The 20,414-nt window shown below is 65.0% G+C and carries 21 protein-coding genes; 10 read left to right on the forward strand and 11 right to left on the reverse strand.

Annotation, left to right across the window (positions count from 1 at the left end; translation table 11 throughout):
- Positions 1–82: 82 nt before the first annotated feature.
- The 3 genes from ACZY1I_RS30755 (at position 83) to ACZY1I_RS30765 (ending at position 2,030) form a co-directional block, all read left to right on the forward strand.
- On the forward strand, positions 83–922 hold the full coding sequence (locus ACZY1I_RS30755) for a nitrile hydratase subunit beta (RefSeq protein ID WP_463761302.1): 840 nt from the start codon (positions 83–85) through the stop codon (positions 920–922).
- 15 nt (positions 923–937) lie between these two features.
- A complete protein-coding gene (gene scnC, locus ACZY1I_RS30760) occupies positions 938–1,648 on the forward strand; it encodes a thiocyanate hydrolase subunit gamma (protein ID WP_463761303.1) in 711 nt (236 codons plus the stop codon).
- A gap of 100 nt (positions 1,649–1,748) precedes the next feature.
- The gene (locus ACZY1I_RS30765; protein ID WP_463761409.1) at positions 1,749–2,030 is read left to right on the forward strand and encodes a thiocyanate hydrolase; all 282 of its coding nucleotides are present in this window, start codon (positions 1,749–1,751) and stop codon (positions 2,028–2,030) included.
- On the opposite strand, the gene ACZY1I_RS30770 is transcribed toward ACZY1I_RS30765, so the two are convergent.
- The 5 genes from ACZY1I_RS30770 to mptB form a co-directional block, all read right to left on the reverse strand.
- Positions 2,031–2,246: an MbtH family NRPS accessory protein gene (locus ACZY1I_RS30770; RefSeq protein ID WP_463761305.1), complete on the reverse strand. Its 216-nt coding sequence runs from the start codon at positions 2,244–2,246 to the stop codon at positions 2,031–2,033.
- Between the two features lie 15 nt (positions 2,247–2,261).
- Complete coding sequence (locus tag ACZY1I_RS30775) at positions 2,262–3,230, reverse strand: COX15/CtaA family protein (RefSeq protein WP_463761410.1); 969 nt, start codon at positions 3,228–3,230, stop codon at positions 2,262–2,264.
- A 138-nt stretch (positions 3,231–3,368) separates the two neighbouring features.
- The gene (locus ACZY1I_RS30780; protein WP_463761306.1) at positions 3,369–4,151 is read right to left on the reverse strand and encodes an ABC transporter permease; all 783 of its coding nucleotides are present in this window, start codon (positions 4,149–4,151) and stop codon (positions 3,369–3,371) included.
- Positions 4,151–5,092, reverse strand: coding sequence for an ABC transporter ATP-binding protein (locus tag ACZY1I_RS30785; protein ID WP_463761307.1), 942 nt, complete (start codon positions 5,090–5,092; stop codon positions 4,151–4,153). The genes ACZY1I_RS30780 and ACZY1I_RS30785 overlap by 1 nt, the downstream gene beginning before the upstream one ends.
- Entirely contained in the window at positions 5,089–6,813 is a 1,725-nt protein-coding gene (gene mptB, locus ACZY1I_RS30790; protein ID WP_463761309.1) for a polyprenol phosphomannose-dependent alpha 1,6 mannosyltransferase MptB, read from the reverse strand. Before mptB ends, ACZY1I_RS30785 begins: the two co-directional genes overlap by 4 nt.
- A gap of 72 nt (positions 6,814–6,885) precedes the next feature.
- Here mptB and ACZY1I_RS30795 point away from each other — a divergent pair, with 72 nt between their 5' ends.
- The 7 genes from ACZY1I_RS30795 to ACZY1I_RS30825 are packed head-to-tail and all read left to right on the forward strand — an operon-like array spanning position 6,886 to position 13,157.
- The gene (locus ACZY1I_RS30795; protein ID WP_463761411.1) at positions 6,886–7,665 is read left to right on the forward strand and encodes a helix-turn-helix transcriptional regulator; all 780 of its coding nucleotides are present in this window, start codon (positions 6,886–6,888) and stop codon (positions 7,663–7,665) included.
- On the forward strand, positions 7,662–9,101 hold the full coding sequence (gene sufB, locus ACZY1I_RS30800) for a Fe-S cluster assembly protein SufB (protein WP_463761311.1): 1,440 nt from the start codon (positions 7,662–7,664) through the stop codon (positions 9,099–9,101). The genes ACZY1I_RS30795 and sufB overlap by 4 nt, the downstream gene beginning before the upstream one ends.
- On the forward strand, positions 9,098–10,282 hold the full coding sequence (gene sufD, locus ACZY1I_RS30805; protein WP_463761312.1) for a Fe-S cluster assembly protein SufD: 1,185 nt from the start codon (positions 9,098–9,100) through the stop codon (positions 10,280–10,282). Before sufB ends, sufD begins: the two co-directional genes overlap by 4 nt.
- Entirely contained in the window at positions 10,279–11,058 is a 780-nt protein-coding gene (gene sufC, locus ACZY1I_RS30810) for a Fe-S cluster assembly ATPase SufC (RefSeq protein ID WP_463761314.1), read from the forward strand. The genes sufD and sufC overlap by 4 nt, the downstream gene beginning before the upstream one ends.
- 2 nt (positions 11,059–11,060) lie before the next feature.
- Positions 11,061–12,326, forward strand: a complete 1,266-nt coding sequence (locus ACZY1I_RS30815) for a cysteine desulfurase (RefSeq protein ID WP_463761316.1) — start codon at positions 11,061–11,063, stop codon at positions 12,324–12,326.
- Between the two features lie 16 nt (positions 12,327–12,342).
- Positions 12,343–12,789: a Fe-S cluster assembly sulfur transfer protein SufU gene (gene sufU / locus ACZY1I_RS30820; RefSeq protein ID WP_463761412.1), complete on the forward strand. Its 447-nt coding sequence runs from the start codon at positions 12,343–12,345 to the stop codon at positions 12,787–12,789.
- A complete protein-coding gene (locus ACZY1I_RS30825) occupies positions 12,786–13,157 on the forward strand; it encodes a metal-sulfur cluster assembly factor (RefSeq protein ID WP_463761318.1) in 372 nt (123 codons plus the stop codon). The genes sufU and ACZY1I_RS30825 overlap by 4 nt, the downstream gene beginning before the upstream one ends.
- Here ACZY1I_RS30825 and ACZY1I_RS30830 read toward each other — a convergent pair.
- From ACZY1I_RS30830 to ACZY1I_RS30855, 6 genes are all read right to left on the reverse strand, one after another.
- Positions 13,154–14,305 (reverse strand): PP2C family protein-serine/threonine phosphatase, encoded by a 1,152-nt coding sequence (locus ACZY1I_RS30830; RefSeq protein ID WP_463761320.1) that lies wholly within the window; start codon positions 14,303–14,305, stop codon positions 13,154–13,156. The two genes, ACZY1I_RS30825 and ACZY1I_RS30830, sit on opposite strands and share 4 nt — an antisense overlap.
- Positions 14,302–15,105: an alpha/beta fold hydrolase gene (locus ACZY1I_RS30835; protein ID WP_463761322.1), complete on the reverse strand. Its 804-nt coding sequence runs from the start codon at positions 15,103–15,105 to the stop codon at positions 14,302–14,304. The genes ACZY1I_RS30830 and ACZY1I_RS30835 overlap by 4 nt, the downstream gene beginning before the upstream one ends.
- Before the next feature lie 35 nt (positions 15,106–15,140).
- Positions 15,141–15,881 carry a DUF5666 domain-containing protein gene (locus ACZY1I_RS30840; protein WP_463761323.1) on the reverse strand — a complete coding sequence of 247 codons (741 nt, stop codon included), beginning with the start codon at positions 15,879–15,881 and terminating at the stop codon, positions 15,141–15,143.
- A gap of 69 nt (positions 15,882–15,950) precedes the next feature.
- Positions 15,951–17,780 carry an acyl-CoA dehydrogenase gene (locus ACZY1I_RS30845; RefSeq protein WP_463761413.1) on the reverse strand — a complete coding sequence of 610 codons (1,830 nt, stop codon included), beginning with the start codon at positions 17,778–17,780 and terminating at the stop codon, positions 15,951–15,953.
- A gap of 111 nt (positions 17,781–17,891) precedes the next feature.
- Entirely contained in the window at positions 17,892–18,857 is a 966-nt protein-coding gene (locus ACZY1I_RS30850) for a PE family protein (RefSeq protein ID WP_463761325.1), read from the reverse strand.
- Between the two features lie 172 nt (positions 18,858–19,029).
- Positions 19,030–20,139: a PE family protein gene (locus ACZY1I_RS30855; RefSeq protein WP_463761327.1), complete on the reverse strand. Its 1,110-nt coding sequence runs from the start codon at positions 20,137–20,139 to the stop codon at positions 19,030–19,032.
- Positions 20,140–20,414 lie beyond the last annotated feature (275 nt).

The following is a 20,414-nucleotide window of genomic DNA, read 5'->3' on the forward strand; positions in this document are numbered from 1 at the left end:
GGTGGCGCACAAACTCCAAAATCGCTGTGGCACCGTATAGTCGAGCGTGCAAGAACTATCCCGCCAGCAGCGAGGTGCGTTCATGAGTACTGCCGAGGAACGGGCAATCCAGCTGGATCTGGTCGCTCGTCTCAAGTCCGCCTTTCCCGAGCTTCCCGATGCTCCGACTCCGGACCTCATCGATCACGATCGGTTCTGGGCCTATATGAAGACCAACCACGACGTGGGTGGCGAACCAGACGCACCGATGAAGTACGAGAACAAGCAGTATGAGGTGTGGGAGCACATGACTTACGTCATCTGCGAGGTGCTCGGCTGGCGCGGAATCTGGTTGTCGGAGGAGCGGCGGCGGATCGGCAACGTCGACGTCGGGCGGGCGGTCTACTTGGGGTTCCCGTATTACGGTCGTTGGCTCTGGGCAGTAGCTCGTGTCCTGGTGGAAAAGCATCACATCAGCCTGGGCGAACTCAGCGAGCGAATGGCAGAGGTCAAGGCCCGCTATAGCGGCGGCCTCGACGGTAAGACGCTCGAGGCCAGCCCCAAGTTCGAAGGTGACGGATCGCAGGTCAAGCGCAACGCGCACCACAAGCACGCGGTTGGCAAGGGTGATCCGCAGATCTACGCCGGACAGGCCGGCGAACCGAGGTTTCAGGTCGGCGACGCGGTAGCGGTCCGCGATCTACCGGCGCTGCTGTATACCCGCACCCCGGAGTATTGCAAGGGAGCCACCGGCGAGATCGCCTCTGTCGCATACGAAAGCCCGGCGGCCGAAGACGAGACCTGGGACCGTCCCGACGCCGCGGCGGAGTGGTTCTACATCGTCCGGTTCAATCAATCCGAGCTGTGGCACGGCTATACCGGCACGGCAACCGACACGCTGCAGACCGAGATTCCCGAGCGCTGGCTCGAAGCCGCCAGTTAACTCAGAAGGGCTGACATGACTGACCACGAGCACGAGCACGATCATGAGCGAACCGTCGCACCCATGGTGGACGAGATCACCGACTTCGAGGTGCTGGAGATCGCGCTGCGTGAATTGTGTATCGAGAAAGGACTTTTCACCGCAGAGGAGCACAGACGATTCACCGAGTTCGCTGAGCAGATCGGCCCGACCCCGGCGGCCCGACTAGTAGCGCGGGCCTGGCTGGACCCGGATTTCAAAGAACTCGCGGTGAACGATTCGATGGCCGCCAGCAAAGCGGTGGGCGTCGACTGGCTGGACCCCACCGGCTTCGGCACTCCCAGCGACTTCACCGCGTTCCAGATCCTGGAAGACACACCCACTCTGCACAACGTCATCGTGTGCGCGCTGTGTTCGTGCTACCCGCGGCCGATTCTGGGCAACTCGCCCGAGTGGTACCGCACACCCAACTACCGGCGACGCTTGGTCCGATGGCCGCGGCAGGTGCTGGCGGAGTTCGGGCTTTATCTCGGCGACGACATACAGGTCCGCGTCGAAGACTCCAATCAGAAGCACCGGTTCATGGTGCTGCCGCTGCGTCCCGAAGGCACCGACGGCTGGACCGAGGACCAACTTGCCGAAATCATTACCCGCGACTCCTTGATCGGCGTCGCGTTGCCGAAGGTCGGCGTTACCACCAATGTCATCACCGACACCCGTCCCGCCGTTCATCCTGCCGGTGAGTGAGACCGAATCCTTGAGCAAGACAGACAGCTCGGTCCCGATCGAGCAGGTGGCTATCGACTCGTTGCACGACATCGCCGAGCGCAACCAGATCTGGTCCCGAATGGCCGAGAAGTACGGCGTCGAAAATCCGGTGCCGCCTTGGAAGACGAGTCTGGACGGGCTCTGTGACGCCCTGGACCAGACCGCCTGCGGCCCGGATGTTTCGGACTTCAAACGGCGTCGGGACGAAGAAGACGTTCTCTCGGCGACCGTCTACGCGGACCTGCCCTATCCGGAGAGCCAGTTGATTTCCCTGGCGCACTCTTTGGTGGCGCGGGGCATCATCACCGAGGCCGAATTGGCCGAACGAATTGTGAGTATCAGGGCACGGCTCGAAGCCTGATTACGAACTGGCGGGCGCGAGTTCGGCTCGTTCTCGCAATGAAGTCCCTCGCAGCTGCTGCATGTGTTCGAGACAAGCAGCGCACGCCGCTTCGCCGAACACCACCCGCCACCCCGCTGGCGCCACGGCGAAAGCCGGCCAGATCCGGTGTTGTCGCAGGTGATTCTCTATGACGAAGAAGCTGACATCGTGGACGTTGCGCTCGTTGGAGCCCATCAAAATCCCGACCTCCTAGCCCCCGCTGGTTGCCGCATTCACTGTAACTGACATCTTGTCAATAACTTCGGATTTTTGGGTGACCATCGACGCCCATAGCGCCGCGGTGGCTGCCGTGCACGCGGCGGCGCCCGCCACGTGAATAGCGACCAGGAACGCGGGCACCCCTGTGTAGAACTGCGCCGTGCCGACGCCGGCCTGCGCGAGCACCAGGGCGATCAGCACGCCGAGTCGTTGCATGGTGGCCCGCTCCGCGTGCACCGCCAGTAGCCCGAAACCCAGCCCAACCAGCAGGGCGAGGTAGGAGACCAGTAGCGACGAGTGCAGGTGCACCAGGGTGGTGACCTCGATCTTGAGGCGCGGCACTATCCGGCTCGGGCTCTTGTCGCCCGCGTGTGGTCCCGCCGCGGTCACCAGAGTGCCTGCCACCAGCACTGCGGCCAGGTTCAGCGCGCTGAGCACCGTCAGGATGCGCAGCGGCGTGGCGACGCGCTGCTCGATTTGGCCGGTATCGGGTTCGCCGATCTTGACGTACAGCAGCACCGACAGCCACACCATGGTCATCGATGCCAGCAGGTGGATGGCCACCGTCCACCACAGCAGGCCGGTACGCACGGTGATTCCGCCGATGACGGCCTGCACCACCGTCGAGGCGGGCATCAGCCAGGCATAGAACAGCACCTCGGGTCGCCGTCGTGCCCGGGTGACTGCCAGCACGGCCAGCGCTGCGGTGAGAACCACGCCGAAGGTGATCATCCGGTTGCCGAACTCGACGGCCTGGTGGATGCGCGGGACCTCGGCAACCGCCACCGGGGTGAAGCTGCCCGGAAAGCACTGCGGCCAGGTTGGGCAGCCCAGTCCCGACGCAGTGACGCGGACGATAGCGCCGGTGACCGCGATGCCGCCCTGGGTGAGGATGACGGCCGCGGCGATCAGCCGCTGGACACGCAGGCTGGGGTCGGGGAGCAGGTCCACCACCCGCATGAGCACTCGTCCGACGGCCACCGCCCGATCGTAGCGACAACTACGAGGCGTAGTAGAAACGGCATCCGGGTTGACTCTGCGCTGGGGTCGCATCTCACTCGAACTATTGCGCCCTGGACGCAGAGTCAGCGGCGGAGATCAGGTGAAGCGGAACCAGCGCCGCGCGGCCAACGCCGCGACGACGCCCCACACCGCCAGCACGCCCAACCCGAACCAGTCCACCGACAAACTCATGGCCTGTGACAGCGCCTCGGTCAGCGCTCCCGACGGTGTCACGCGCGACGCCCACTTGATCCCGGTCGGGATCATGTTCGTCTCGAGGGTCAGCGCACCGAACCCGGCGAAGGCGAACCACAACAGGTTGGCCAGCGCCAACACGATCTCAGCCTTCAAGGTGCCGCCGAGCAGCAGTCCGAGCGCCGCGAAGGCCGCGGTGCCCAACGCGATGACCACGGCACCCAACGCCAGCGCAGCCGGCGCCGGTCGCCAGCCCAGCGCAAAACCGATGGCGCCCAGGATGATTGACTGCAAGAACACCGTGAAGACAACCGCGAGCGCCTTGCCGGCGATGATTCCCCAGACGGGCAGGGGAGTTGCGCCGAGTCGCTTCAACGCCCCATAGCGGCGATCGAACGCGACCGCGATGGCCTGCCCGGTGAACGCGGTGGAGATGACCGCCAACGCCATGATGGCGGGCACGAACACGGCCGCGCGATGCGGGCCGAACGAACCCAGCGGCAGCAGCGTCATACCGATCAGCAGCGTGATCGGTATGAACATCGTCAACAGCAACTGCTCGCCGTTGCGGAGCAGCAGCTTCGACTCCAGGGAGAACTGGGCGGCGAGCATCCGGGACACCGCACTGGGCCGCGGGTCCGGGGTGAAAGTGCCTGCCGGAAACGAATCGGTGGTCTCAGACATCACTGCCGCAACTTCCTGCCGGTGAGTTCGAGGAACACATCCTCGAGGCTGCGTTGCTCGACGCGCATGTCGGTAGCCAGCACGTCGATCTGCGCACACCACGCCGTCACCGTCGCCAGCACCTGCGGGCCCACCGCACCTTCAACCAGATATTCGCCCGCAGTCACTTCGGTGGCGGTGTAGTCCTCCGGCAGCGCGGACTCCAACAACGTCAGGTCGAGGCGTGGCGGGGCGCTGAACCGCAATTGATCCTGGGCGCCGCTGCGCATCAGCTCTGCCGGCGTGCCCGCGGCGACGGTCACCCCGTCATCGATGATCACCAGCCGATCGGCCAGTTCCTCGGCTTCCTTGAGCTGATGGGTGGTCAGCACCACGGTGACGCCGTCGCGGCGCAGCGCATCGATCAATTCCCACACCAGCAGCCGGGCGTGGGCGTCCATGCCGGCGGTGGGTTCGTCGAGGAACACCAGTTCGGGCCGCCCAACCAGGGCGCACGCGAGTGCCAGTCGCTGCTGCTGCCCGCCGGAGAGCCGCCGGTAGGTGGTGCGGGCGGCCTCGGTCAGGCCCAGAGTGTCGAGCAGCCATTTCGGGTCCAGCGGGTCGGCGGCGTACGACGCGACCAAATTGAGCATTTCGCCGGCGCGGGCCGCCGGGTAGCCGCCGCCGCCTTGCAGCATCACGCCGATGCGGGGGCGCAGCTTCGCGTTGTCGGCGGTGGGGTCGAGCCCCAGCACCTCGATGGTGCCGGCGTCGGGCCGGACGAAGCCTTCGCACATCTCGACGGTGGTCGTCTTACCTGCCCCGTTCGGGCCGAGTAGGGCGAATACCTCCGCGGCATGCACATCGAGATCGAGGCCGGCCACGGCCGTCGTCGCCCCGTACTTTTTGCATACTCCGCGTAGCCGCACCACGATCTCGCGGTCTTGGGGGAGTGAGCTCACGTGGAATCAGCGTAGGCGTCGGGTGTGGCTTCAGGAGACGGGGTGGCCTTTGCGGGCTCTGGCACTGTCGCCGCGCCGGCGGGTATCGCGGGGGCTTCCGGCTTGGGCGCGGGCGTGACGTCCTCTTCCGGCAGCGGTCGCCACGGCAGCTGGTGGTAGGTCATCGCGATCAGCACCACCACGATAAAAGCGCTGGCCAGGGTGGCATCGACGATCTGGAACAACGCGAAGCGGTCACCGTTGGCGGTCGGCCCGAAGATTCCGACGATGAGGGTGACGGCGATAGCTGCGGCCCGGAATCCGGTGCGCGTCGCCCAGGCCGCCAGCGGGATGATGGCCCAGAGCAGATACCAGGGCTGCACGACGGGGAACAGCAGCACCGTCAGGCCCAGTGCGACACCGAGGCCGCCGATCGGGTGCAGACGCCCGCGGAAGACGGCGAACAACAGCCAGCAGACCATCACCATGATGATCAGCACGCCGATGGCACGGGTCAGCGACAACACGGCGGTGGTGTGGTCGCCCAGGCCCAGCAATATGCCCACCTGCCCGGTCCCCAGGGCCAGCAGCGTCGGCGGTGACATCCAGCTACGCACCACGTTGGCGGTACCGAGTGTGTAGATCCAGCCGAACCCGAGCCCACTGGCCCAGCCGACGATGCCCATGACGGCCAGCGACAGCCCCGCCATGCTGAATCCGCACAGCAGGAAGGCTTTGAAGGTGCTGCCGCAGCGGTAGGCCAGCGCCATCGTCACAAAGCCGAGCGCCAGCAAAGACGGCAGTTTCACCTGCGACGACAGCGCGATCAGGACCGAGCCCGCCAGCAGCAGCCCCAACGGCCGCCAGTCCGGGCCGATTCGCCACGACTTGGGCTTCAGCGGGTCGTCAGAGTCCAGACCGCGCAGCGCGAACTCAGCGCCGGTGAGCATCAGTCCGAGCATCAGCGCCTCGTTGTGAATGCCGGCGACCAGGTGCATGAACAGCAGCGGATTGGCGGCGCCCAGCCACAACGCGCTGACCTCGGCGACACCGCAGCGCCGCGCCAGTCGTGGGGTCGCCCACACGATCAGCGCCACACCGAACAGCACCACCAGTCGGTGGCATAGCACCGCGGCGACGATGTTCTCCCCGGTCAACGCCGAAATGCCCCGCCCGATCCATAAGAACAGCGGTCCATAGGGCGCCGGCGTCTCGCGCCACAAGCTGGGCACCGAGAGCGTGAACACGTGCCCCAGGCCCAGGCCGGAGGCCGGGCCGACCCGGTAGGGGTCGAGCCCTTCCAGCGATATCTGGCTCTGGGCCAGGTAGGAGTAGACGTCCTTGCTGTACATCGGCGGGGCGATCAGCAGTGGCAGCATCCATAACACCAGCGTGCGATCCAGTTCGCCGCGCGACATCCGGCGCTTACCCGACGCGAATCGGCCTAGCATCAACCAGGCCAGCGCCATCATCACCGCACCGGTGGTGGTCATGGTCAACGACACCGTCTGGATGCGCGACGGCAGATTCAGCAACCGCACCCCGAAAGTGGGGTCTTGCACGACCGGCCTGGCCCCGTCGCCCAGCGCGCCGATTGCCATCAGCACGGTTCCGGTGGCACCGAAAAGCCGGGTGCGCTTCATCGCGGTGAATTCGGCGGCGTTGAGTGGCTTGCCCACCGCCTGCTCGTCGCCATGCAGACTGGCGATCGACGAGCTCAATGTGTGGTGGCGGGCTGCCATCAGTGGAGCCTAACGGCGATCGCCAGCGGCTTGTGCTGTGACCAACCCAACCCCCTATGTAGGGCACCCTTCCTGGAAGTCCTGCTGGAATTGCGTCACACTGGTGTTGTGAAAATCCGAACCGAGCTTGATGCTGCCGTTCCGGCCGCTGGTGCAGGCTCGGATGGACACACCCGACGGGCCATCGTGCGCCTGCTGCTCGAGTCCGGAAGCATCACGGCCAGCGAGATCGGCGACCGACTGAGCCTCACGGCCGCCGGGGTGCGACGTCACCTCGACGCACTGATCGAGGCCGGTGACGCCGAATCCGTGGCCGCCGCAGCATGGCAGCAGGTGGGACGTGGACGACCGGCGAAGCGCTACCGGCTGACGGCGGCGGGCCGGGCAAAACTCGACCACTCATACGACGACTTGGCTGCTGCCGCGATCCGGCAACTGCGTGAAATCGGCGGCAACGATGCGGTGAAGACTTTCGCCCGGCGCCGTATCGACGCGATCCTCGCCGATGTCGCTGGCGTGGAGGGCCCCGACGACTCCGCGCTCGAGGCCGCCGCCGAGCGAATCGCCGGAGCTTTCAGCAAGGCCGGCTATGTCGCCACCACTACCCGGGTGGGCGGGCCGATCAAAGGTGTGCAAATCTGCCAGCATCACTGCCCGGTGTCCCACGTAGCCGAGGAATTCCCGGAGTTGTGCGAAGCCGAGCAGCAGGCCATGTCCGACGTGCTCGGCACCCACGTGCAGTTGTTGGCGACCATCGTCAACGGCGACTGTGCCTGTACCACCCATGTACCGCTTACTCAGGCGCCCAGCCCGCGCCCAGCCAATACAAAAACCGAAGGAGCGTCCCAATGACACTCGAGGCTGCACGGACCGCTGAGCCGCTCACCCAGGAACAGACCATTGATTCCCTGGGTAGGTACGGCTACGGCTGGTCTGACTCCGATGTCGCGGGCGCCAGCGCGCAGCGCGGGTTGTCCGAGGCGGTGGTGCGTGACATCTCCGCAAAGAAGAGCGAGCCGGAGTGGATGCTCAACATCCGACTCAAGGCGCTGGGCATCTTCGACAAGAAGCCGATGCCGAACTGGGGTTCCGACCTCGAAGGTATTCACTTCGACAACATCAAGTACTTCGTGCGTTCCAGCGAGAAGCAGGCCGCGACCTGGGACGATCTGCCCGCGGACATCAAGAACACCTACGACAGGCTGGGCATCCCGGAAGCCGAGAAGCAGCGGTTGGTCTCCGGTGTCGCTGCCCAGTACGAGTCCGAGGTCGTCTACCACTCCATCCGTGAGGACCTGGAGAAGCTGGGCGTCATCTTCCTGGACACCGACACGGCGCTGCGCGAGCACCCGGACGTCTTCAAGAAGTACTTCGGCACCGTCATCCCGGCCGGCGACAACAAGTTCTCCGCGCTGAACACGGCCGTATGGTCGGGCGGCAGCTTCATCTACGTGCCGCCGGGCGTGCACGTCGACATTCCGTTGCAGGCCTACTTCCGGATCAACACCGAGAACATGGGCCAGTTCGAGCGCACGCTGATCATCGTCGATGAGAACGCCTATGTGCACTACATCGAAGGGTGTACCGCGCCCATCTACAAGTCGGACTCGCTGCACTCGGCGGTGGTCGAGATCATCGTGAAGCCCGGTGGCCGTTGCCGTTACACGACCATCCAGAACTGGTCGAACAACGTCTACAACCTGGTCACCAAGCGGGCTCGCGCTGAAGCGGGCGCGACGATGGAGTGGGTCGACGGCAACATCGGCTCGAAGGTCACCATGAAGTACCCGGCGGTCTGGATGACCGGCGAGCACGCAAAAGGTGAGGTGCTGTCGATCGCGTTCGCCGGCGAGGACCAGCACCAGGACACCGGTGCCAAGATGCTGCACCTGGCGCCCAACACGTCGAGCAACATCGTGTCCAAGTCGGTGGCGCGCGGCGGTGGCCGCACCTCTTACCGCGGTCTGGTTCAGGTGAACAAAGGAGCACATGGGTCGCGCTCCTCTGTCAAATGTGATGCGCTGCTGGTCGATACGATCAGCCGCAGCGACACCTACCCTTACGTCGACATCCGTGAGGACGACGTCACGATGGGTCACGAGGCCACGGTTTCGAAGGTCAGCGAGAACCAGTTGTTCTACCTGATGAGCCGCGGGATGACCGAGGACGAGGCCATGGCGATGGTGGTGCGCGGATTCGTCGAGCCGATCGCCAAGGAACTGCCGATGGAGTACGCACTGGAGCTCAACCGGCTGATCGAGTTGCAGATGGAGGGCGCGGTCGGATGACCCGCGCTGACAATCCGACATCCACCGGCGCTGCGCTGAATAAAGGGGAATTGTTTGCGTCGTTCGATGTCGACGCATTCGAGGTGCCGCACGGTCGCGACGAACTCTGGCGGTTCACCCCGCTGAAGCGGTTGCGTGGCTTGCACGACGGCTCCGCGGTTGCAACCGGTAGCGCCAAAGTCACCGTTGCCGAGCAGGACGGGGTCCGAATCGAGACGGTTCGCCGCGGCGACGAGCGGCTGGGGCAGGCCGGCGTTCCCGCTGATCGTGTTGCCGCACAGGCATTCTCGGCGTTCAACGCCGCGACACTGGTCACGGTGGGGCGCGATACGCGGGTCCCCGACCCGATCAACATCACCGTCACCGGACCGGGCGAAGGCGCGGTGGCTTACGGCCATCTGCAGATCCGGGCCGAGGAACTCAGCGAGGCGGTCGTCGTCATCGACCACCGGGGCAGCGGAACGTACGCGGACAACGTGGAATTCGTGGTCGGCGATGCCGCCCGGCTCACCGTGATCTGGATCGCCGACTGGGCGGACGACACTGTGCACCTCAGCGCGCAGCATGCCCGACTCGGCAAAGACGCGGTGTTACGCCACGTCACCGTCACGCTCGGCGGCGAGGTGGTGCGGATAACCGCCACCGCGCGCTTTGACGGACCCGGCGGCGATGCGGAGTTGCTGGGTCTGTACTTCGCCGACGACGGTCAGCACCTCGAATCGCGACTGCTGGTCGACCACGCCCAGCCCCATTGCAAGTCCAACGTGCTGTACAAGGGTGCGCTGCAAGGGGATCCGTCCTCCAAACTGCCCGATGCGCACACGGTCTGGATTGGCGACGTACTGATTCGCGCCGAAGCTACCGGCACCGACACCTTCGAGATGAACCGCAACCTGGTTTTGACCGACGGTGCACGAGCAGACTCGGTGCCCAACCTGGAGATCGAAACCGGCGAGATCGCAGGCGCCGGACACGCCAGTGCCACCGGGCGTTTCGACGACGAGCAACTGTTCTACCTACGCTCTCGCGGGATTCCCGAAGAGCAGGCCCGACGGTTGGTGATCCGCGGCTTCTTCGGCGAGATCATCTCCAAGATCGCGGTGCCCGACATACGGGAGCGACTCACCGCAGCAATCGAACACGAACTGGAAATCACGGAATCGAGATCTACAGCCTCATGACGACTCTGGAAGTCAAAGACCTGCACGTCAGCGTCAACAACCCGAACGCCACCGATGGAGAGCGCGAGATTCCCATCCTCAAGGGCGTCGACCTGACGGTGAAATCCGGCGAGACACACGCTCTGATGGGGCCCAACGGCTCCGGCAAGTCCACGCTGTCCTACGCGATTGCTGGGCACCCCAAGTATGTGGTGACATCGGGATCCATCACGTTGGACGGCGAAGACGTGCTCGCGATGAGCGTCGACGAGCGGGCCAGGGCCGGACTGTTCCTGGCCATGCAGTACCCGGTCGAGGTGCCCGGCGTGTCGGTGTCGAATTTCCTGCGCACGGCCGCCACTGCCATCCGAGGCGAGGCGCCCAAACTGCGGCACTGGGTCAAAGAGGTCAAGGCCGCGATGGCCGCGCTCGATGTCGACCCGGCCTTCGCCGAGCGCAACGTCAATGAGGGCTTCTCCGGTGGCGAGAAGAAGCGGCACGAGATCCTGCAACTCGAGCTGCTCAAGCCCAAGATCGCCATTCTCGACGAAACCGACTCCGGGCTGGACGTCGACGCGTTGCGGGTGGTCAGCGACGGCGTGAACCGCTTTGCCAAGGCCGAGAATGCCGGCGTCCTGCTGATCACCCACTACACCCGCATCCTGCGCTACATCCGCCCGGAATACGTGCATGTGTTCGTCGGTGGTCGGATCGCCCAATCGGGTGGGCCGGAACTGGCCGACGAACTCGAGCAGAACGGCTACGAACGCTTCACTCAAGCGGCCGCGGGGGCGTAGCAGTGGTTGCCCCCGTGACTCCGCTGGACCTGGCGGCGATTCGTGCTGACTTCCCAATTCTGAAGCGCATCATGCGCGGCGGAAACCAGTTGGCGTACTTGGATTCCGGGGCGACATCCCAGCGACCACTGCAGGTTCTGGATGCCGAGCGCGAGTTTCTCCTCACCTCCAATGGCGGGGTGCATCGTGGTGCGCACCAGCTGATGGAGGAGGCCACCGACGCCTACGAGCAGGGGCGTGCCGACATCGCGGCTTTCGTCGGAGCCGACTCCGACGAACTTGTCTTCACCAAGAACGCGACCGAATCGCTCAACCTGGTGTCATATGTGCTGGGCGACAGTCGCTTCGAGCATGCCGTCGGACCCGGTGACGTGATTGTCACGACGGAGCTGGAACACCACGCCAACCTGATCCCCTGGCAGGAGTTGGCCCGGCGTACCGGGGCCACCCTGCGCTGGTACGGCGTGACCTCCGGAGACGGGGATGATGGCCGCATCGACCTGGACTCCCTGCAACTCGACGAGAATGTCAAAGTCGTTGCCTTCACTCACCATTCCAATGTGACCGGTGCGCTGGCGCCGGTCGCTGAGCTGGTGTCCCGCGCGAAAGCCGTTGGCGCGCTGACGGTACTGGACGCCTGCCAGTCGGTGCCGCACCAGCCGGTTGATTTTCATGCGCTCGACGTCGATTTCGCCGCGTTCTCCGGACACAAGATGTTGGGCCCCAACGGAATCGGCGTACTTTACGGCCGTCGCGACCTGCTCAACGCGATGCCGCCATTTCTCACCGGCGGATCGATGATCGAGACGGTCACGATGCAGAGCTCTACCTACGCGACCGCCCCGCAACGCTTTGAAGCCGGCACGCCGATGACCTCTCAGGTGGTCGGACTTGCCGCCGCCGCAAGGTACCTGGGTGCGATCGGGATGGAATCCGTCGAGGCCCACGAGCGTGATTTGGTGGCCAAAGCGATTGATGGCTTATCCGGCATCGAGGGCGTGCGCATCGTTGGGCCCACCTCGATGGTGGATCGCGGATCGCCGGTGTCGTTCATCGTGGACGGAGTCCATGCCCACGACGTCGGGCAGGTGCTCGACGACGAAGGCGTCGCAGTTCGCGTCGGACACCACTGCGCATTGCCACTGCACCGGCGGTTCGGGTTGGCTGCCACCGCGCGCGCGTCCTTTGCGGCATACAACACGGCTGAAGAGGTCGACCGCCTGGTAGCCGGTGTGCGTCGGGCCCTGGAATTCTTTGGGAGCGACTGAGTTGCGTCTCGAGCAGATGTATCAGGACGTGATCCTGGACCATTACAAGCACCCGCATCACCGCGGGTTGCGAGAACCGTTCGGTGCCGAGGTTTTTCACGTGAACCCGGTCTGCGGGGACGAGGTCACGCTGCGGGTCGCGCTTTCCGCTGACGGTGCGAGCATCGAGGACATCTCGTATGACGGACAAGGCTGTTCGATCAGCCAGGCATCGACATCCGTGCTGACCGACCAGGTGATCGGGCAAAGCGTCCCCGAGGCACTCAAGACAATCGACGCGTTCACCGAGATGGTTTCTTCCCGCGGAAATGTGCAGGGCGACGAGGACGTCATCGGCGACGGAGTAGCGTTCGCAGGAGTATCCAAATATCCGGCGCGGGTGAAATGCGCGCTGCTCGGGTGGATGGCGTTCAAGGATGCACTTGCCCAGGCCCACGCGGCGTTCGAGGAGGTTAATAGATGAGCGAGACCACGGCGCCCGAAGCTGAAAAAGGTGGGCAGGACGAGGAATTGCTGCTCGCCGACATGGAAGAGGCAATGCGCGACGTCGTCGACCCGGAACTCGGGATCAACGTCGTCGACTTGGGCCTGGTCTACGGCCTGAATCTGGAAAAAGGCGACGAGGGAACCATCGCTTTGATCGACATGACTCTGACCTCGGCGGCGTGTCCGTTGACCGACGTCATCGAGGACCAATCGCGCTCGGCGCTGGTGGGCAGCGGCCTGGCCGACGAGATCAAGATCAATTGGGTCTGGAACCCGCCGTGGGGTCCCGACAAGATCACCGAGGACGGGCGGGAGCAATTGCGCGCACTCGGGTTCACTGTCTAGCTGGGAACCCCGAGCGCCAGCAAGGCGACGTCATCCTCCACTCCGGGGCCGAGTTCGTCGAGTAGTACGCGCAAGGCCGCTGTGATTCCTGGAGCGGTGGACGGCGCGTGCGCGCGTGCGAAAAGCAGCAGGGCGCCCTCGTCGTCGTAGCGGTGCGGTCCTTTTCCGGTGCGCGCCTCCGTCAGTCCGTCGGAGTAGAACACCAAGGTGTCGCCGGCACCGAGCGTTATCCTGGCCTCGACGAAAGTCGGTTTGCGCAGCATTCCCACTGCTTGGCCGCCGGCGGTGCTTATCTCGCTGACTTCACCGTCTGATCGAAGCAGCAACGCGGGTGGGTGCCCACCGGCGGCGAGGCGGACGTCGACACCGTCGCGGGTTGGTGTCAACGTGCCGAATATGACGGTGGCGAATGCTGTCGCGGCGCCGGGCAGATTCTGCATCAGCACGCTGTTCAGGGTATGTAGAACCGAGATGGGATCGGCATTGATAACCGCGGCCGCCCGCAGCGTGTAGCGGGTCAGGGAGGTCACGACCGCCGCGGGGGCACCCTTGCCCGCGACGTCGCCGAGGAAAAACCCCCAGGTGTCGGTGGACAACGGGAACAGGTCGTAGAAGTCGCCGCCCACATCGTCAGTTGCTGCGTGATAGTGCGCCGCTGCCTCCAGCATCGGGGGCGGGGTTAGCAATGGCGGAAGTAGCGACCGCTGCAAGGTAGCGGACAGCAGTTCTGCGCGGGCCTGCTCAGCTTCGGCGCGACGCCGTTCGTCGAGCAACTCGCGTTCATAGGAGCGGCGTTTGCGGGCATCGTGGATTGCCATCCGGATGACCCGGTCTGAGCCGGCTGGGGCACCCTCTATGTTTGCGGTGATCAGCACCGGCAGTCGAGTTGCGTCGGTCGTCAGCAAATCGATCGCCATCTCCGCGACTGCGCCGTTGACCTCGAGTAACGGCGCGAAGTGGGTCTCGTAATGGATGCGCGCGCCGGCGCTGAACAACTCGGTGAATCGTCGGCCGATGAGGTCCTCAGCCGGCGATCCCAGCCACTCGGCCAGAGTCCGGTTGACCGCGATTATGCGTCGGTCATGCGCCGCGCACAGCAGCCCGCACGGAGCGTTGTCGAAGAATTCCTCCGGCTCGTAGCCGGTCATGGGCTGCCGGCGACGAACGAGGCGATCTCGGTCGCGGTAGCTTCGGGAGCGCTGAGTTGCGGGCAGTGGCCGGACGTCGGCAGGGTGACCAGCTTGCTGTCGGAGATCTGTTGGGCAACGTAGGCGCCGACCCCACTCGGGGCGATGACGTCGTCAGCGCACTCGAGGATCAGGGTGGGCACCGAGACCTTCGATAAGTCCGCGCGATTGTCGCCTAGAAATGTCGTGCGCGCGAAAACTTTTGCGCAGGCCGGGTCGGTTCGGCAGAAGGTCTCGGCGAGTTCGGCGGACAGTTCGGGACGTTCCGGGTTGCCCGCGATGGTTGAGGCGATGGCACGCGACCAGCCCAGGTAGTTGCTTTCCAGCGAATCGAGCAGATCGTCGATGTCGGCGCGGGAGAAGCCGCCGTGGTAGTCGGCGTCGTCGATGTAGCACGGTGAAGGGGTAACCAGCACCAACTTGGCAAAGACGTCGGGACGAGCGGCGGCGGCCAGCACTCCCATCATCGCCGCCACCGAATGTCCAACGAACACAGCATCTTTCAGCTCCAAGGCGGCAGCCAGATCCAGGATGTCCTCGGCGTAGCCGTCGAGGCTGGCGTACCGCTCCGGGTCCCACGCTGACGGGTCGGCGCTACCCGAGCCAACGTGATCGAACAGCACGATCCGAAAACGCTCGCTCAGGGGCGCCGTAACGCGTCGCCACATCTCCTGGTCGCAGCCGAAGCCGTGGGCTAGCACCACGGTCGGGGCGTCGTCGACCCCGAGGAGATGCACATTGTTGCGGACGCGGACATCCATGACACATCCTTACACGGGTGCCGCCCGCGCCGCGCTCAGCGGCGGTGCGGGCCGCCGCCTTCGAAGCACTTGCCGTTTGTGGCGGTTCGCAGGCTGATCGTCGTTGCCTGCAGTGCGCCGCCATTCTGACTGCCCTGCGCGGCGACGCACTTGCCTTGAGCGATCGCCTGCGAGGTTGAGGCGGTTTCCTTGGTGTACTTCGTCTTGTCGGTGACGGTCACCGTCTGCGTCGCGCCGGAGGTATTGATCGTGATGGTGTTACCGGCGACAGAGGCCACCGTGCCCCGCAGCGCCGCGTGTGGCGCCGGCCCAGTCGTGGGTGTCCCGGACGGGGCCGGCGTGGTGGGCGCGGGTTCCTTCCCCTCCGGGCATTTGCCGTCGGCGGCAGGGCTGACCCGCACCGCCGCCGCGGTAACCGGCTGGCCGTCACCCTTGGAACGGACGCTGATACAGGTGCCCGCGGTGACGTCGGTCAACGCAGCCGGGGTCAACTCGGTGACTTTGGTGGAAGTGGTGAAATCCACCGTGGCCGTGCCGGATTGCTGCGTCACCTGAACCGTGTTGCCCGCGACAGACGCGATCAGTCCGCGGACTTGGGCCTCACCTTTGGGTGGCGTCGGCGCGGTGGTCGTCGGGGACGCCACGACGCTCGATGACGGTGGCGCCGACGCCGCCGGAGAAGGCGACGCCGTGCCTGAGTTATTGGACGAGCCGCAAGCCGCGACCAACAGCGCGGTGGTGCCTGTGATCGCGAATGTCGCGAAGCGAGTAGACATGCTTTCTCCCAATCGTCGGTGGTCCCCGACGATCGGGTCTACCCGCTCGAGCTGTGCGGAATCTGTGTATCAGAACGCGTCTTCGGAGACGCGCATGATTTCGTCGTCGAGGTTCTCGATGACGCTGCGCACTCCGGCCAGCTTCGGCAGCATGTTCTTGGCGAAGAATGCCGAGACCCCGACCTTGCCTTGGTAGAAGGCCTTGTCGCTGTCGGACGGCTCGCCGGCCAACGCCGCAGCGGCCTTGTTGGCCTGTGCCAGCAACCGCCAGCCGATCAGCAGATCACCCACGGCGAGGAGGTAGCGCACCGATCCGAGGCCCACCTTGTAGATGTCGGTCGGGTTCAGGGCGGCCGACATCAGGTAGCCCATCATCGCGCCGGTCATGCCGGTGACGTCCTCGATCGCGGCCTGCAGGAGTTCGGCCTGATCCTTCAACGACTCATCGGTGTTCTCGATGGTCTTGTTGATCTGAGTCGTCACGTGTTGCAGCGACTGGCCGTGGTCGCGAACGATCTTGCGGAAGAAGAAGTCCAGCGCCTGGATGGCAGTGGTGCCCTCGTAGAGCGAATCGATCTTCGCGTCGCGGATGTACTGCTCGATGGGGTAGTCGTTCAGGAAGCCCGAACCGCCCAGCGTCTGCAGCGACTCGGTCAGCACCTCGTATGCACGCTCTGAGCCGACGCCTTTGACGATGGGCAGCAGCAGATCGTCGACGCGGTGCGCCAGATCAGGATCCGCACCCGAAACATGTTGTGCGACAACATCATCTTGGTGTGCGGCGGCATATAGATAAAGCGCCCGCAATCCCTCGGCGTAGGCCTTCTGGGTCATCAGGCTGCGGCGCACATCGGGGTGATGCATGATCGAGACCCGCGGCGCGGTCTTGTCCGTCATCTGAGTCAAGTCCGCGCCCTGGATGCGTTCTTTGGCATAGGCCAGGGCATTGAGGTAGCCGGTGGACAGGGTGCCCGCGGACTTCACGCCGATCGTCATGCGAGCGTGCTCGATCACCGTGAACATCTGGGCGATCCCGTTGTGCTTGTCGCCGACCAGGTATCCGACGGCAGGCACGTCGGTGGCACCGAAGGTCAATTCGCAAGTGGGGGAGGACTTCAGGCCCATCTTGTGTTCCACGCCGGTGACGTACACCCCGTTGCGTTCGCCGAGTTCACCGGTCTCGTGGTCGAACAGGATGTTGGGCACGTAGAACAGGCTCAGTCCCTTGGTGCCGGGGCCGGCGCCCTCGGGTCGGGCCAACACGAGATGGAAGATGTTCTCAGCGGTGTCGCCGACGTCGCCGCCGGAGATGAACCGCTTGACACCCTCGATGTGCCACGTGCCGTCGGCCTGTTCGATCGCCTTTGCGCGGCCCGCACCCACGTCGGATCCGGCGTCCGGTTCGGTGAGCACCATGGTCGCCTGCCACCCGCGCTCGATTCCCATTGCTGCCCACTGCTTTTGCTGCTCGTTACCCTCCAGGAAGAGCGGCTGGGAGAGTACCGGGCCAAAGATCAGGAAGCTGGCCGCCGGATTGGCGCAGTAGATCATCTCGTTGACCGCCCAAGCGAGCGGCGGCGGCGCGGCCATGCCGCCGATCTCCTCGTCCAGGCCCAACCGCCACCACTCGGCGTCTTTGATCGTCTGCACCGTCTTGGCCAACCCTGGCGCGATGCTGATGCTGTGTGTGTTCGGGTCGAACACCGGGGGATTGCGGTCGCCGAGGGCGAAGGTTTCGGCTATGGGACCTTCGGCCAGACGTGCCGCTTCCGACAGGATCGTGCGGGCGGTGTCGACGTCGAGGTCGCTGTACTTGCCCTCACCCAGCACGGCACCTACGTCAAGAACCTCGAACAGGTTGAACTCGAGATCGCGGACGTTGGCGATGTAGTGCCCCAATGCGGTTCCTTCCACTCAGGCTGATTGGCCGTTTTACGGGCACAGTCTGTCTGAGTGGGGAAAACGTACGCAACCGTAACCAGGGGCAGGAAGCGCTTACCTGCGAGGAAGCTACGCGACACCGTTCTTGCCAGGTTGACCCAGCAATCCGCCCTTGCCGCCCAATCCGTCGGTGCCGCCAACTCCGCCGTTGCCGCCGTCGCCACCGTTGCCGAACAGGAACGACCCGTCGCCGCCGTTGCCGCCGTTGCCATTTGACCCGCCGTTGCCGCCGGCGGCACCGTTGCCGAAGAGGATGCCAGCAGAGCCGCCATTTCCGGCGTTACCTGCCGATTGGGCGAGACCACCCGCACCGCCGTCGCCCAGTAGGAAGGACCTACCGCCGTTGCCGCCGCCAAAGAAGCCTCCGCCACCCTGGCCCCCGGTACCGAGTATCAAGCCGGCATTACCGCCCGCACTGCCGAACCCAGCGATACCGCCCGCGCCGCCTGCGCCGCCCGAGCCGAGCAGTACGGCAGAGCCGCCCACGCCGCCGATACCACCGGCCGCGCCGCCGCCCTGGCCGCCGTTGCCGCCGTTGCCGAACAGCAGTCCGCCCGCGCCGCCGTTGCCGCCGAGGGTCGCCCCAGTGACGGGCTGCGAGAATCCGTTGCCGCCGTTGCCGAAGATGATCCCGCCGGCCTCACCATTTGGCTTTATTGACGTTCCATTGTTTCCATTGCCGATCAGGGGACGGTCGAACAACGCCCTGGTCGGCGCGTTGATCACGTCGAGGAATGGCTGCAAGGGGCCGTTGTTGGCCGTTTCCGCTGTGGCGTACGACTGCGCGCCGCCGGAGAGCAGTTGCACGAATTGCTGGTGAAACTCAGAGGCCTGGGCGCCGAGCGCCTGGTAGGACTGGGCGTGCGCGCCGAAGAGCGCCGCGACCGCAGCCGAAATCTCGTCAGCGCCGGCGGCGGAGAGAGCGGTCGTCTGAGCTGCCGCGGCCGAGTTGGCCTCGCTGATCAGAGTGCCGACGCGAGAAAGACTCCCCGCTGCCTGCGAAACAAAATCCGTGTTAGCGACTATGTATGACATCTGGCCTCCCCATAGGCGTCAGCAACGCAAGGATCGTAACCTGGTTGGGCGATGAGAATTCGCGCTTTGGCACTCATTGGTCGGTCCAATTTTCGTTTTCGGGCTCGACGATTTATTCGGCTCCGGTAAAACCCTTGGCATCGTGGCGAAGGGTGTGTTCGTGCAGACCGAGCTATCCGTTTGCGCCGGGCTGGCCGAAGAGTAGTCCGCCCCTTCCGCCGACACTGTAGGTGCCGCCGGTACCGCCGCCACCGGCCCCGCCGTTGCCGATCAATCCCGCGTCACCGCCGGGGCCCGGAGCAGGAGTGTCGCCGCCGCCGCCAGCATCGCCGCCGCGGCCACCATTTCCGATCAACCCTGCGTGCCCGCCCGCGCCGCCGTTGGCATCTGCGAAGCCGCTGCCGCCGGCCCCACCGTTGCCGTAGAGAAAACCTGCGTCGCCACCGCTGCCTCCGCTGTGGTCAACACTCGAGGTCCCGCCGGCGCCGCCGTCACCCAGGAAGTGAGCCCTGCCACCGTTGCCGCCGCCCAAGGGGCCGTGTCCGCCGGGACCGCCATTGCCGTACAACAACCCTCCATCGCCTCCGCTGCCGGCACGCCCCGCAACGCCGGCGCCGCCGGCCCCACCTGAGCCGAACAGCAGAGCAGAGCCACCTCGCCCTCCCGGGCCACTGAGCGTGCCACCACCGGCACCGCCGGCGCCGCCGTTGCCGAATAGCAGGCCACCGGTGCCGCCGCTGCCGCCCACCCCGAAGACACCGGCCGCTCCGCCAGCGCCGCCGTTTCCGAGCAATCCCGCGGCACCGCCGGTGCCGCCATTCGCCAGAATGGCCGAACTCGGATGCGAGTAGCCGTTGCCGCCGTTGCCGAAGAGCAACCCACCGTTTTGTCCGTTGGGGCTGGCCGCAGTCCCATCGGCGCCGTTGCCGAGCAGCGGACGGTTCAACAGCAGATTGGTAGGCGTATTGATCAGGTTGAGTATCGGTTGAAGCGGCCCGATATTGGTGGCCTCGGCCAGGGCGTAAGACTGGGCACCGCCGGACAGAGACCTCACGAATTGTTCGTGAAACGCGGTTGCCTGGGCGCTGAGGGCTTGATAACCCTGGCCGTGCTCGGCGAAGACGGCGGAAATGGCGGCCGACACCTCATCGGCTCCCGCGGCTGCCACGGCTGTCGTCTGGGCGGCTATGGACGAGTTTGCTTCGGTGATCGCCGATCCGATGCCGGCCAGATTGCTGGCCGCCCCCGATATCCACTCCGCGTTAGCGATGACGTAGGACATCCCGCACCTCCCAAGAGCACCAGAGAAGCAAGAATTGTATCGCGATTCGGTAACAATGCACCTGCCGAATGCCACCGGCTGAGCGATGAATTTGGTTGCACAGGTGTCGAATTCGGCTTGATTCGGTCAGCGGGCAGGACGCGTCAAAACTGCTGCGCCGTTATACGTCACTGCTGCCGCACACCACCGCATACGTTGTGCCATAGGCCAATTCAATGACATACCGAAATCGAACCGAGACCTCCGGCAATGCCTGCGTCAATACACTCGGTGCA

The organism is Mycobacterium sp. IDUB_37 (assembly GCF_055419245.1).

Excerpts from the sequence above, each read along its gene's own strand:
- ACZY1I_RS30755 (WP_463761302.1), top strand. The coding sequence starts at position 83 with ATGAGTACTGCCGAGGAACGGGCAATCCAGCTGGATCTGGTCGCTCGT.
- scnC (WP_463761303.1), top strand. The coding sequence starts at position 938 with ATGACTGACCACGAGCACGAGCACGATCATGAGCGAACCGTCGCACCC.
- ACZY1I_RS30765 (WP_463761409.1), top strand. The coding sequence starts at position 1,749 with ATGGCCGAGAAGTACGGCGTCGAAAATCCGGTGCCGCCTTGGAAGACG.
- ACZY1I_RS30770 (WP_463761305.1), bottom strand. The coding sequence starts at position 2,246 with ATGGGCTCCAACGAGCGCAACGTCCACGATGTCAGCTTCTTCGTCATA.
- ACZY1I_RS30775 (WP_463761410.1), bottom strand. The coding sequence starts at position 3,230 with ATGCGGGTGGTGGACCTGCTCCCCGACCCCAGCCTGCGTGTCCAGCGG.
- ACZY1I_RS30780 (WP_463761306.1), bottom strand. The coding sequence starts at position 4,151 with ATGTCTGAGACCACCGATTCGTTTCCGGCAGGCACTTTCACCCCGGAC.
- mptB (WP_463761309.1), bottom strand. The coding sequence starts at position 6,813 with ATGGCAGCCCGCCACCACACATTGAGCTCGTCGATCGCCAGTCTGCAT.
- sufB (WP_463761311.1), top strand. The coding sequence starts at position 7,662 with ATGACACTCGAGGCTGCACGGACCGCTGAGCCGCTCACCCAGGAACAG.
- sufD (WP_463761312.1), top strand. The coding sequence starts at position 9,098 with ATGACCCGCGCTGACAATCCGACATCCACCGGCGCTGCGCTGAATAAA.
- sufC (WP_463761314.1), top strand. The coding sequence starts at position 10,279 with ATGACGACTCTGGAAGTCAAAGACCTGCACGTCAGCGTCAACAACCCG.
- sufU (WP_463761412.1), top strand. The coding sequence starts at position 12,343 with ATGTATCAGGACGTGATCCTGGACCATTACAAGCACCCGCATCACCGC.
- ACZY1I_RS30825 (WP_463761318.1), top strand. The coding sequence starts at position 12,786 with ATGAGCGAGACCACGGCGCCCGAAGCTGAAAAAGGTGGGCAGGACGAG.
- ACZY1I_RS30830 (WP_463761320.1), bottom strand. The coding sequence starts at position 14,305 with ATGACCGGCTACGAGCCGGAGGAATTCTTCGACAACGCTCCGTGCGGG.
- ACZY1I_RS30835 (WP_463761322.1), bottom strand. The coding sequence starts at position 15,105 with ATGGATGTCCGCGTCCGCAACAATGTGCATCTCCTCGGGGTCGACGAC.
- ACZY1I_RS30840 (WP_463761323.1), bottom strand. The coding sequence starts at position 15,881 with ATGTCTACTCGCTTCGCGACATTCGCGATCACAGGCACCACCGCGCTG.
- ACZY1I_RS30850 (WP_463761325.1), bottom strand. The coding sequence starts at position 18,857 with ATGTCATACATAGTCGCTAACACGGATTTTGTTTCGCAGGCAGCGGGG.
- ACZY1I_RS30855 (WP_463761327.1), bottom strand. The coding sequence starts at position 20,139 with ATGTCCTACGTCATCGCTAACGCGGAGTGGATATCGGGGGCGGCCAGC.